The following is a 12,839-nucleotide window of genomic DNA, read 5'->3' on the forward strand; positions in this document are numbered from 1 at the left end:
AGTTTACAGTATATTAAAAGAGCTTCATGTGACAGAGGAACATGAAAGTCTTTCAGCGGAAGGACTTGATTTTTGAAAGAGGTGAGCCAATGCTAGATCAAACAGATATGGACATTTTAAAAGAACTCTCAAAGAACAGTCGATTAACCATGAAAGCACTAGGTGAAAAAGTTCATTTAACCGGTCAAGCGGTTGCAAATCGTGTGTTAAAGCTAGAAGGAGATGGTGTGATTGAAGCATATACCATTTCGGTAGATTGGCGGACTCAGAAGACCATCCAAACATTTATGCAGCTCTATACCCGAAGCCTTCATCATGAACCACTGCTGTCGTTTCTTCATCAAAAGGAAGAAATCAAGAATCTATTTAAAATAAGTGGAGAGGGCTGTTATATGGCCGAAGGACATTTCTCCAGTCATGATGAGCTTGATCAGTTTTTAACGGAGCTGATAAATTACGCAAATTATAAATTGTCTATTGCGGTTAAACGTCTCATCCATCAGTAATAGAAGAGCCGCAGGAGGAAATCAATAATGCAAAAATTAATCGAAAATCAAGCTGAACCGATGACAAAGGAAAGAATCAAAGCAGACTTGGTTCAACTTGGTGTGAAAAAAGGCATGATTTTATGTGTTCACTCATCTTTATCATCTGTCGGCTGGGTGAATGGAGGCGCTGTAGCCGTCATACAAGCATTAATGGAAACCCTAACAGAAGAGGGAACACTGGTTATGCCGGCACAAACGTTAGAACTGTCTGACCCCGCCGATTGGATTGATCCGCCCGTTCCCTATTCATGGTGGAAATCGATCAAAGAGACGATGCCTGCATTTGATCCGGCTCACACGACGCCAACAGCAATGGGAAAGGTAGCGGAAACGTTTTGGAAGTACCCAGGCGTGACGAGAAGCAATCATCCTAATTTTTCATTCACAGCTTGGGGGAAAAGGAAACATGAAATTCTGAAACACCATGCGCTTTCTTATGGTTTAGGAGAAAATTCGCCTCTTGGGCGCATGTACGATCTTGATGCTCAAGTGCTGCTGATTGGTACGTCATTTGAGAGTCATACAGCTTTCCACTTAGCTGAATATAGAATCTCTCAGCAAGACCTCATGACACGAGGTGCCCCTATTTTAGAAAATGGATGGCGGGTATGGAAAGAGTATCAGGATATCATTACTAGAGAAGAACTATTTGAACAGATTGGTCGTGATTTTTTACATTCAGGATATACCCATTATCGCGGTCAAATCGGGCTTGCCAATTCGTATTTATTGCCGGTGAGAGAATCGGTAGATTTTGCGGAAAAGTGGCTTGAACAGTACGACCAGTCGTGATCTACACAGTCTGGAAATCAAAATAATAGAGATCTTGATCAGGTTGTTGTGAGGTGTAGCAGGTGAGCTGATAGTCTCCTTTTGGAATGGAGAAAGACAGAACCTGTGCCATGACGCTTGTGATATGAACTTGATCGCTTGAATGTGTAAAAGGCACCGTTATGACTCTATCAACGGATGTTGGCGGCTCATTTTCATTTAATGTCACGATCACAAAAGCCTTTCCATTGTTGACGCCTTCAAAAGAAACACCCTGGTCTCCAGTTGCGAATCCTTGAAGAATGTCATCATCTGTCCAATCAATCACAGGGGGTGTATCGCTTCCAGCGTATACGGTGATTTGGTGATAGGAGATCGATAAGGAATGGGTTTGATTTAAGTCATTCATATAAAAAACTCCTTTATTAATGGATTTATGTTGAAAAGGGGATGTTAGGCAGCAAGACGATTGTCGCCGTCTTGCGCTACTGTTTGAGGGATCTAGATGCGAAATTGTGAGACCATTTCTTTTAAGTCTCCTGCTAAATGGGCAAGAGCTTCTGATGAAGCTGTTACTTCTTCCATTGCAGCAAATTGTTCTTCTGTTAAACCGGCTACTTGCTGTGAATGTTCACTTGTCAGTTTAACGCCTTCTGTGATTGAGGCAAAGGATTGTTTCGCATCGTTTGTATAAGCTGCAATTTTTTGTGATGCACTTGATAAATGATTAATGCCATCTGCCATTTCTCTCATTGCCTGCTGGATATCAATAAATGATTCCTCTGTATGAGAAATGAGAACAGCCCCTTGAGCCGCTTCCTCTTTTACTCGTTTTATGGCACTCGTCGAATGAGTCATCTCTTTTTGTATTTCAGAAATGAGGTGAGAAATCATGTTTGATGATGCTTGAGATTCTTCAGCGAGCTTTCTCACTTCGTCTGCGACAACGGCAAACCCTTTACCATGTTCACCTGCTCGTGCTGCCTCTATTGCTGCATTAAGAGCAAGAAGATTCGTTTGGTTGGCGATGTCTGTAATGACTTTGGAAATATGGTCAATTTCGACTGAACGTGTTTCCAGTGCTTGAATCGCTGTACCATTCTCTTCAATTGATTTTGCAATAGACGTCATTTGTGAGTTCACTTCTCCAATATTCTGTACACCTTTTTGGGCCATTTCTTGTGCGAATTGACTTCTTGCTGCCATTTGTCCCGCGTTGTTAGTGATGTTTGTCAGCTCATTGGATACTTGAATCATCGTGTGTTCGCTTGCTGTCATTTGATCCGATTGTTGTTCTGACGACTGAGCAACTTCCTGGATGGTGTGAGTGATTTTTTCTGATGCTGCACTCGTTTCTTCTGCGCTAGCTGATAGCTGCTCAGAGGAGGTGGCTACTAAATCAGACGTATTCATGACATTTAAAATGGTTTGATTTAATTTTTCCCGCATCTTATTAAAATGACCTGCCAGTTCAGAAAGTTCATCGCCTGCGTGATCCGTCACATTGATTGTCAAATTTCCTTCGCCTGCACTCTTAATAGCAGAAGCCATGTGCTTGAGGCGTGTCTGAATCCGTTTTGTGAAAATAGAAATTATGATAACAGAAACGATGAGACTTAACAGCAGGACAATGACAAATTGAATATAGAATGACTGAAGCATTTGTGAAATCATGCTTTGATTTGCACCGGTATAAAAAATACCAATCGTTTCGCCTGCTTCATCTTTGATGGGCATATACGCCGTTTGATAGTCTTTCCCGGCAACATTTGCTGTTCCGTAATAATTTTCTCCTTTATCTAAAACAGTGGCCTTTACTTCAGGTGAGACTTCTGTACCCACAGCTCGTTTCCCATTTACCATGACATTCGTGGCGACACGGGTATTTCCTTGAAAAATCGTGATTGTATCTCCAGTGTAATTGGCTAATTGATCAACCAATGTGTCATGATCATTGATTTGGGTATCGCCTTTGTATAGCTTGTCCTCTTTAATCTGCCATGAGCCAGCAACCTTTTCATTTAGGTAGGCGTATCCTAGTTTTAAATCACCTTTTGCTTTTTCGGTGGCCATTTGCTTGATGTTCTCTGTCATTTCGCGATTCACCACATAACCAACAACCGCTGAAAATACGATGAGGACACTTAAAAAGATCACCATTATTTTGGCACCAAGCCTCAGTTTTCCCTTTTTCTTCATGCTTTTTGACTCCTTTAGGTATAAGGTAGGGTATCCCTCCTTAAGGATTATCGGCATGAAAAAAATGTTTAAAATACCTGTATACAGTTACGTGAAACTTTTTTTAATGTAGAAAAGATGAAAGGGACTAATCAATGATAAATTGAATTCTTGTGCCATCAGGATCATCCGATAATTGATGACTTACCCAAGAGCCTGCTCCCCTGTTATCTGAAGGACGTACATATTTAACAGAAGCTCCTGTGCCTCCTTCTTTACACATCGCCATCGGCCATTCGTCCCGATCATATCCGCGCTTTGTTGGGATGCCCCGAAGTGATCGGTCTCTCTGCTCATCGCTATTTTTACGATCAATCGTACAAATGGAGGATTGACCTTCATCAATTGCCTCTTCAATGTGCTTCGCTGTTTCTGGATAACGATCTGATGGAAAGTGAATGGTTTTATCGTAAGATGAATTCGTCGTCTCTTGTTTACTTTGCTCCAGCTGGATATAGCCTGTTGCTACACCAATGACAATCAATAAAAGCAAGAGAATGGTTTTAAGAAGTTTCATAGATGCTAGCTCTCTTTCTTATTTTGTAAACAGAAGTATAGCAGAATTACTTACCAATTTCTCCTGGTTTTGAAAAAACGTCTTTTAAAGTTCTAAAAACGCTTTTTAATCGTTTTTTCTTGTTTCATATTTGTAGGAAATCATAAAAATTTTAATTTTGCTGCTCATAAAATGATTCTGCTTATGCAAAACGGCTTTATCACTGCTTTTTGGGCTAATTTCAAGATTTTAACACACAGAAATTTTAAAAAAATAAAATTGACTAGACCGATCTGCTTTAATAATATGGAGTCAAATATCAAAAAATGTCGTAATTTATCAAAATATGATTCCATTTACATTGCGGGAGGGAAGTACAAATGGCGGATGTCTCTTATCGGCTCGGAATAGACATAGGCGGAACATTTACTGATTTATCGCTCATGAATGAAGCAACAGGGGAGCTGACCGAACTCAAAACACCCACAGTGACTGATGACCCAGCCCAGGGGATTATCAATGGGCTAAATCTTCTAAAAGAGAGAGGTGTTGATTTATCCAAAATCCAATATCTCGTACACGGAATGACAATCGGTCTTAATACATTATTGCAGCGAAAAGGAGCAGATCTAGCCCTTTTTGTGACGGAAGGTTTTCAAGATATTTTGTCACTACAACGTTTACGATTACCCATTCCTTATGACTTCAATTCTCGTTTGCCAGAACCATTGATACCACGAAAGCATGTATATCCAATCTCTGAAAGGTTGATACACGATGGTACGATCAAAAAACCTCTCCATCTGCAGCAATTAGATGATGCTGTCCAGCAGGTCATATCCAAAAAGCTAGCAGGTATTGTCATTTCTTTTTTACATAGTTATCAAAATCCTGTTCATGAATTACAAGCAAAATCCTATATCAACCATCATTACCCGCAGTTAGAAGTCCTTACTTCATCTGAATTATGGCCTCAAATGAGGGAATACGAGCGTACAGTGATGTCGGTTGTCAATTTGTACATTCAACCAAAGGTGAAACAGTATTTACAAACATTGAAAAGCCGCTTGAAAGAAGAAGGTGTACCAACTTCTCCATACATTACGCAATCAAATGGTGGGTTGATGGATGCAGAAAGTGCAGCAACCTCACCCGTTAAAACCCTTTTTTCTGGTCCGGCAGCTGGTGTCATTGGTGCAGCAAGAATCGCAGCATCTGCGAACGAATCCAATCTGATCACTTTTGATGTTGGGGGTACAAGTGCGGATATCTCGATCATTCAAAATGGGCAGCCTACAATGGCCCAATCAAATCAGCTTTCAGGTTTTCCTATCATTCTTCCATCTGTTGCGATGTATTCAATAGGAGCAGGTGGAGGTTCTGTAGCGTGGATTGATCAGGGCGGACTTTTAAAAGCAGGACCGGAATCCGTTGGCTCGCAGCCGGGTCCAGCTTCGTATGGAAAGGGAGAGAAAGCAGCTTTAACCGATGCGTTTCTCATATGCGGTTATCTCAATCAAGAACGTTTTGCCGGCGGACATTTACAATTGCAGCTGTCTGCAGCGAAAATGGCCTTTCAGCCAATTGCAGATCAGCTTCATAAAACGGTTGAACAGGCGGCTGACCAGCTGATTCAAGTAGCTGTAGCCAATATGTACACGGAATTAAGCAATGTCATGGAGCAGCAAGGGTTTGACCCGAGAGATTTTAGTTTGCTAGCGTTTGGCGGCGCAGGACCTGTTGTGGCAAATTTCCTTGCAAGAGAAATTCATGCAAAAAATGTGGTCGTTCCTCCAAGTCCTGGCACATTATGTGCGTTAGGTGCTCTCACAGCTGATTTTATTCATGATGCGGTGTTGTCTAAAAAAATATGTTTACAAGACTATACGATAGATCAATTAAAACAAGATTATGAGATGCTTTCACGTAAAGCAACTGATTGGTTCAGTCAGCAAAACATTCAACATATCAACCAGACATCTATTCTATTATTGGCGGACGCACGCTACCAAGGGCAGGCATTTGAGATTGAATTGCCATTATCAGCTGATTGGCTGAGGCAAGAACAAGACATCGAGCAACTCACTGAAGCATTTCACAAACTGCATAAGCGTCAATATGGACATAGAGACGATCAGGCGAACATTGAATTTACGCATTTACGAGTTCGAGTCATAGGCGAGACGCCGCCGCTGCCTTTCTCTCCTGTTCATGAAAGCAGCGGACAGTCTTTGGAGCCACATGAATGTAGACGTATCTTTATAGAAGAAAAAGAGTACGAAGCATCTGTTTATAACCGAGATACTCTGTCAGTAGGTTCTGTCGTAAAAGGACCTGCCATTATTGAGCAGGATGATACGACAACATTGATCCTACCAAACTGGTTAGGCAGTATTGATCCATCAGGAAACTTAGTGATTTCAAGGGAGGCGGCTTTACATGAGAACTGATCCAGCAAAGCTTGAGATGATGCGCAGTTATTTTAATGCGATTGCATCAGGCATGGGGCATGTCATTGAGCGGACGTCATTTACGACCTTCGTAAAAGAATCTGCTGATTTTGCGACAGCATTAGCCACGCCTTCTGGTGATTTCTTTGTTTATCCGAAGACAGTCGGTGTGACGATCTTTCTAGGGCTGAGTCTAAAAAAAGCGATTGAAGAAAGCGGACCGATGCAGCCAGGAGATATTATCATCACAAATGACCCCTATACAACAGATGGTTTAGCGACTCATCTGCCAGATGTCCATATCATTAAACCTATTTTTGTAGATGGAGAAATTGTAAGCTATGCCTGGTCTTTTGTTCATGTAAGTGATGTGGGCGGACTTGTGCCTTCGAGTATTTCACCGACTGCGACGGATGTTCATCAAGAAGGATTAAGAATACCGCCAGTGAAAATTTATGAAGGCGGAAAAGAGAATCAGGTGGTTCGTACCTTTTTAAGAGCCAACAGTCGAACCAGTCATTTAAATGATGGGGATATCAATGCGATGATTGCCGCAGTAAATACAGCGGATATTCGGTTAAAAGAAATGATCGAGAAATTTGGGAAAAACGAAGTGAAACAAGGAATGATTGACCTGCTGAAGCAAGCCGAGGATCGTGCAGGAAAGGTCATTGAAGCTATTCCTGATGGAACGAGCGAATTCGCTGATTATTTGGATGATGATATGATCTCAGACGTGCCTATCCGATTGAAAATCACGTTAACGGTCAAAGGAAATAAGCTGACGCTCGATTTTTCTGAGTGTGACCCGCAAGTAAAAACGGCCTTTAACCTTGTCACCAATGGTCAGAAGCATTCCTTCCTATATCAAGGATTGATTAATTACATCATTAGTAAAGATCCTTTTATACCGATCAATGGTGGGATTACATATCCAATCGAAGTGATTTCTCCTAAAGGAACGCTTGTACATCCAGAATATCCAGCTTCTGTCGGTATTCGGCATTCGATTACGATGAGGCTGTACAATGTCGTGTTAGGCGCCATTGGTAAACTATTACCTGCAGCAGTACCTGCAGCAGGTGCTGGTCAATCTGCCATTGTTGTTCTCTCTGTTCCTGATGATCAAACAGGAGGCAGGAAGATGTCAGTTGTCGAACCATTAGGTGGAGGCGGTGGTGCTCAAAAAGGTGCTGATGGAGTGGATGGTATTGATCATTCATCAGGCTTTTTAAAGAATACACCGATTGAGAGCTTGGAACAGCATATTGATATTCATGTTCACCGATATGAGCTTCTGCCGAACACAGGTGGAGCGGGAGAAACTAGAGGCGGGCATGCGATCGGTTTGGAATTTGAGATGATCAAGCCTGAATCCATGGTGACAGCACGAGGAATGGAACGGATGAAGTTTCAACCTTGGGGATTAATGGGCGGCCGAGCGGGAGCTGTTGGTGAGGTAAAGCTGATCACAGCAAATGGGGAAAAACAAGACCAGCCAAAAATAGATGTCCTGCGTCTTGAAAAAGGCGATATTGTTCAATTGGTTTCACCAAGTGGAGGAGGCTGGGGGAACCCATTTGCTAGAAAGAAAGAAAAAGTCCTTCAGGAAGTGGAAGCAGGTCTTTTAAGTGAAGAACGAGCGCTGGAACAATATGGTGTTAAAGTCTATCGAGACCAAAATGAATGGAAAATTGACGAAGAGCAGAGCAAGTGGCTTCGCGAAAAGATTGATGATGATACTGACGTCGTGTGGGATTTTGGAGAACAAAGAGTAGCTTATGAGAAAGTATGGACGGACGAAGCAAGCAGCGAACTTGCTATTCAGCTGCGTTCATACCCAGCTAATGAACGTTCGCACTATAAACATGCGGTTCATACCCATTTCAGTCATAGAAATGAACCGTTAACAAAGACAGATGTTATTCAAGCACTTCGTCAAATGAATGAACAAAAAGGGGGAAATGAATCATGAAAAGAAGATTAATCACTATTTTTGCAGGCATCCTATCAATGGTTCTATTGCTGACTGCTTGCGGTGGAAATGGACAGGATCAAAGCAAACAGCAGACTGTCATCGTTGGCGTATACGGCGGCGATTGGGAAAAGAATATTAAGCCAATCCTTGAAAAGTTTGAAAAAGATACGGGAATAAAAGTTCAAACCGTCTCTGGGGCGGATTCTGAATGGTTTACGAAATTAAAAGCATCAAATGGTAAAAATCCACCGTATGATTTGCTGATTTTACAGCCTGATACGATTCAAAGAGGCATTGCAGCAAACGTACTTAATCCTATTGACGAAGATCAAGCACCGAATGTGAAAAAACTTTATCGTTCTGTTCAAAAGAAGCTCACTGTTGACGGAAAACAATATGCAGCAGGCTTTAGTATGGGGCAGCTAGGAATTGCTTATAGAAAAGACCTTGTCAAGCAGGAGCCAAACAGCTGGACAGACCTTTGGAGCAGTCAGCTTAAAGGAAAGGTGGCTATTTCTTCTCCGACCTATTCAGCCGGCTTGCAATTTTTCTCTGCGCTTGTCCACGCTCAAGGGGGAACAGAATCGAATCCTAAGGATATCGACAAAGCATTTAAAAGCCTAGCACAATTAAAAGGGCATGTAGCTGCTTTTCCAGATAACCCAGGGTCTATTCAAACCTTGTTAGAACGAGGTGACGTTGCGGCAGTTCCATATTGGGATGGCCGATCATTTGCTCTTGAAGAAGAAGGAATGGATATTGGTTTCTCATATCCGAAGGAAGGCGCTGTTGCAGCTGTTGCGAGCTGGGCTTTAACGAAAGGAAGTCAGCATGAGGAAGCTGCTTACAAACTATTAAACTATTTAAGCGGAAAAGAAGCCCAGGAGGCTTTCTCTGAAAAATCATATTATGGCATGTCGAATTCTGATGTGAAATACGGTGACAAGATTAAGGGGAAAGTGAAGGTTGGAGAGAATTATTATAGCAAGCTGACTTGGGTAGATTACGAAACAGCGACTTCGGAGCTTGGTAATTGGACAAATCGATGGAACGAAGTATTAGGCGGAGGAAAATAGGTGATCGCATGAGTGGAATCCATTTAGAACACATCAGCCAGCATTTCGGTGAGCAGATTGCTCTTGATGATGTCAGTCTTACGGTGCATGAGGGAGAGTTTTTCTCCCTTCTTGGCCCTAGTGGCTGCGGAAAATCAACGTTATTAAACATCATTGGCGGTTTTTTAGAACCGACAAAAGGAGTCGTCTATATTGGCGATCAGGATGTGACAGCTTTACCGCCTTATCAAAGAAAAACGGGTATGGTCTTTCAAAGCTACGCGCTTTTCCCTCATCTCACCGTATTTGATAATGTGGCGTACGGGTTGAAGGTTCAAAAGAAAAAGAAGGCAGAAATCAAACAAAAGGTCATGGAGAGTTTATCTCTTGTTCAATTGGAGGAATATGCGAAACGTATGCCGCACCAATTGAGCGGTGGTCAGCAGCAGCGGGTAGCCATTGCTAGGGCGCTTGCGATTCAGCCGTCTGTTCTCCTTCTTGATGAACCTCTCAGCAACCTAGATGCAAAACTAAGAAAAAATATGCAGACTGAGCTTCGAAATATTCAAAGGAATGTCGGGATTACGACCATTCTCGTGACACATGATCAGGAAGAAGCCTTAAGTCTATCTGACCGGATTGGGATTTTAGGAGAGGGAAGAATCCAGCAGATTGGGACGCCTTTAGAAGTGTATCGTCAGCCAAACAATCGATTTGTCGCTGAATTTATCGGACAGGTCAATCTATTTGAGGCAGTGTATGATGAAGCTGGTTCCACATTCACTGTTCCGCATTTAACCCAGTCAAACGGACAGCATGTTCAGCTGAAGCCTGCAGGGCATAAAAGAAAGAGAGAGAAGTATCTACTCATGCTGCGTCCTGAGAGAATCAGCATATCTTCTGTCAAAGAGGAATTTCAGCCAAACCATGTCACAGGTGTTTTAGCAGATGTCAGTTATATCGGGCACTCATTACGTTTGGTCGTGGGGCTTGATAAAGGTGAAATCATAGTACATGCATCAGATGCAGCATTTCCACAGTTGCCGGAGGTTGGAGAAACTGTCCATATCAATTGGCAGCCTGAAGATGTCGTTTTCTTAGATTCGAAGGTGCATACGTGATGCGAATCAAAAAAAAGAATCAACGATTTCATTGGTTTATGCTGCTGCCAGCCTGTTTGTTTCTTGTTGTATTTCTTCTGGCTCCACTTGTGATGATGTTCGTCCTCAGTTTTCGTGATGTTGATTCGATGATGAATACATTACAAACATACAGCTTTTCTCAATATATTCATGTGTTCACGACAGATGCATATGTGAAGGCGATCGGAAGTACAGTGTGGGTGGCCTTGCAGACAACGGTGATTTGTTTATTGATGGCATATCCCGCAGCGTACTTACTAGTCAAGGCACCTAACCGACGGCTACGGGCATTTTTCTATATCTTACTTGTATCGCCGCTTTTGACAAGTGTTGTTATTCGGACGTTTGCATGGATCGTTCTTCTCTCGCAAAATGGTCTGATTAATGGCATGTTATTAGATTTACATGTGATTGAGAAGCCGCTATCTATGCTCTGGAATATGAATGCGGTGATTATTGCTTATGTTCAAGTCATGCTGCCTTTTGCAGTGCTTCCTATCGCAACAAGCTTGACCGATATGGATCGTCATTTAAGACTGGCTTCTATGAGCCTTGGAGCTGGCCGTATTCGAACCTTTTTTCATGTGACTCTACCACTTACCATTCCAGGCATGATCACTGGAGCGATTATTGTCTTCTCACTAGCAGCAGGCAGCTATATCACCCCGCTTTTAGTCGGCGGAAGGATGCAGCCGCTATTGCCGCTGTCTATTTATCAGCAAGTCATGCAGGTCTATAACTTGCCTCTTGCTGCTGCCATGTCGTTTACTTTGTTGGTGTGTGTGCTTGTGGTGGTCAGTCTACTAAGCTATCTATTGAAGCGTTGGGAGGCGAGGATGCATGCGTAAAAAGTCAATTGGTGACCGCTTTCTTTCGATCCTGATTTGGACTGCTGGCTCATTGGTTTATCTCTTTTTAACCATACCTGTTCTTGTCATTGTTCTTTCTGCTTTTAGCCCGAATGCATTTCCTGAATTCCCACCGACATCGTTCTCCGTTCGTTGGTTTCATGAGGTGGTGTCAAATCCAGAATGGATGGAATCTCTGCGTATCAGTGTCATTCTGCTACTTATCGTGACGCCTCTTACTGTTCTTTTAGGAACAATGGCTTCGTATGCTTTAGCGAGGCTTTCCTTTAAGGGAAAAGAGGCCATCCAAGCCTTTATTCTTTCACCTCTCATGATTCCTCAGGTGGTGTTAGGGATTGCAATGCTTTATTTGTTTACAGCTATGGGCTTTACAGGTTCTTTGTGGGCGCTAGTCATTGGTCACGTCATCATTGGTTTTCCATATGTGGTTCGAACGGTAGGCGTTAGTGTCTCGAATCTTGATCCACGACTTGAGCTAGCTTCAATGAATCTTGGCGCAGGACCCATTCGTACATTCTTTCGAGTGACGCTGCCTTTGATCAAGCCAGGGATCATTGCAGGCGGAGTGTTTTCAGCTGTGACGTCATTTGGGGAAATATCGATCAGTTTGTTCGTCTCCACTCCCCAAACCATTACGATTCCAGTGAGGACGTTTAATTACATTGAGCAAACCTTTGATCCAAGTGTCAATGCGATATCTGTCATATTTATTATCATTTCTATCATTGCGTTGCTCATTATTGAGAAAACGATTGGTTTGTCTAAGGTGATGTAAATATAATGAAGAAACAAGGAGCTGTCATTTGAAATGGCAGCTCTTTTTGTATTGTTTTTATGGTAAAAATTTTCGGAGTTTCAGGGAATATAGTTCTTAAGATTTAAGAAATTGCAAGAAACGAAAGGAGACCTCTCTCCTACATTTTCGGTCATATTTGCAAAATTTAAGGGAAAACATGAAATTTTTGCGGTATTTAGTCGATTATTTTCGGTGATGCGCAACTATTATTAGTTATTTTCGGTAAATATCGTAAATTATGATGTGATCCCTTCGGCATAACGCATGAATCTTTACACCCATTTTTCGGTGAAAAAAACAATAATTTCATATAAAGTGGACGTAAATAGAAAATATCTAAAAGAAAAGAAGAAAAAGGCAAATCTATGGAAACATAGAGACGCAAAGCCATGTCCTAAGGTAAAAGTTGTTTTTTTGCTAAGGTCGGCAGGCTACCGAATCAAAATGGGAGTCTCTCCGTTTTATTCGGGGTGGGCTCCTTTTCCGTTATTCCGTC

11 protein-coding genes and 1 riboswitch are annotated in these 12,839 nt (G+C 42.1%); of the genes, 8 read left to right on the plus strand and 3 right to left on the minus strand.

The window, feature by feature from the left end; genetic code table 11:
- Nucleotides 1-89: 89 nt before the first annotated feature.
- Together C6W18_RS14755 and C6W18_RS14760 are read left to right on the plus strand one after the other, a co-directional pair.
- Nucleotides 90-506: an Lrp/AsnC family transcriptional regulator gene (locus C6W18_RS14755; protein WP_189318102.1), complete on the plus strand. Its 417-nt coding sequence runs from the start codon at nt 90-92 to the stop codon at nt 504-506.
- Nucleotides 507-533: 27 nt separating this feature from the next.
- Entirely contained in the window at nt 534-1,340 is an 807-nt protein-coding gene (locus tag C6W18_RS14760; protein ID WP_105928038.1) for an AAC(3) family N-acetyltransferase, read from the plus strand.
- 1 nt (nt 1,341) lies between these two features.
- Here the strand turns inward: C6W18_RS14760 and C6W18_RS14765 are convergent, their stop codons facing one another.
- The 3 genes from C6W18_RS14765 to C6W18_RS14775 all read right to left on the minus strand — a co-directional run bounded on the left by C6W18_RS14765 (nt 1,342) and on the right by C6W18_RS14775 (nt 4,074).
- Entirely contained in the window at nt 1,342-1,728 is a 387-nt protein-coding gene (locus C6W18_RS14765; RefSeq protein ID WP_105928039.1) for a competence protein ComJ, read from the minus strand.
- Nucleotides 1,729-1,820: 92 nt separating this feature from the next.
- The gene (locus tag C6W18_RS14770; protein ID WP_034320726.1) at nt 1,821-3,518 is read right to left on the minus strand and encodes a methyl-accepting chemotaxis protein; all 1,698 of its coding nucleotides are present in this window, start codon (nt 3,516-3,518) and stop codon (nt 1,821-1,823) included.
- A 127-nt stretch (nt 3,519-3,645) separates the two neighbouring features.
- Nucleotides 3,646-4,074, minus strand: a complete 429-nt coding sequence (locus tag C6W18_RS14775; RefSeq protein WP_034320729.1) for a NucA/NucB deoxyribonuclease domain-containing protein — start codon at nt 4,072-4,074, stop codon at nt 3,646-3,648.
- Nucleotides 4,075-4,433: 359 nt separating this feature from the next.
- On the opposite strand from C6W18_RS14775, the gene C6W18_RS14780 reads away from it, so the two are divergent.
- From C6W18_RS14780 to C6W18_RS14805, 6 genes are read left to right on the plus strand one after another with little or no spacing between them, the layout of a single operon-like run.
- Nucleotides 4,434-6,503, plus strand: coding sequence for a hydantoinase/oxoprolinase family protein (locus C6W18_RS14780; protein ID WP_105928040.1), 2,070 nt, complete (start codon nt 4,434-4,436; stop codon nt 6,501-6,503).
- Entirely contained in the window at nt 6,493-8,478 is a 1,986-nt protein-coding gene (locus tag C6W18_RS14785) for a hydantoinase B/oxoprolinase family protein (RefSeq protein WP_105928041.1), read from the plus strand. Before C6W18_RS14780 ends, C6W18_RS14785 begins: the two co-directional genes overlap by 11 nt.
- Nucleotides 8,475-9,557 (plus strand): ABC transporter substrate-binding protein, encoded by a 1,083-nt coding sequence (locus tag C6W18_RS14790; RefSeq protein WP_034320738.1) that lies wholly within the window; start codon nt 8,475-8,477, stop codon nt 9,555-9,557. The genes C6W18_RS14785 and C6W18_RS14790 overlap by 4 nt, the downstream gene beginning before the upstream one ends.
- 8 nt (nt 9,558-9,565) lie before the next feature.
- Complete coding sequence (locus C6W18_RS14795) at nt 9,566-10,657, plus strand: ABC transporter ATP-binding protein (protein WP_034320741.1); 1,092 nt, start codon at nt 9,566-9,568, stop codon at nt 10,655-10,657.
- Complete coding sequence (locus tag C6W18_RS14800; protein ID WP_034320744.1) at nt 10,657-11,526, plus strand: ABC transporter permease; 870 nt, start codon at nt 10,657-10,659, stop codon at nt 11,524-11,526. Before C6W18_RS14795 ends, C6W18_RS14800 begins: the two co-directional genes overlap by 1 nt.
- Nucleotides 11,519-12,322, plus strand: a complete 804-nt coding sequence (locus tag C6W18_RS14805) for an ABC transporter permease (protein WP_105928042.1) — start codon at nt 11,519-11,521, stop codon at nt 12,320-12,322. The genes C6W18_RS14800 and C6W18_RS14805 overlap by 8 nt, the downstream gene beginning before the upstream one ends.
- 367 nt (nt 12,323-12,689) lie before the next feature.
- A riboswitch (cyclic di-GMP riboswitch) is annotated at nt 12,690-12,782 on the plus strand.
- Nucleotides 12,783-12,839: the final 57 nt, after the last annotated feature.

The organism is Bacillus sp. LLTC93 (assembly GCF_002993125.1).
GTDB lineage: Bacteria > Bacillota > Bacilli > Bacillales > Bacillaceae > Bacillus > Bacillus zhangzhouensis.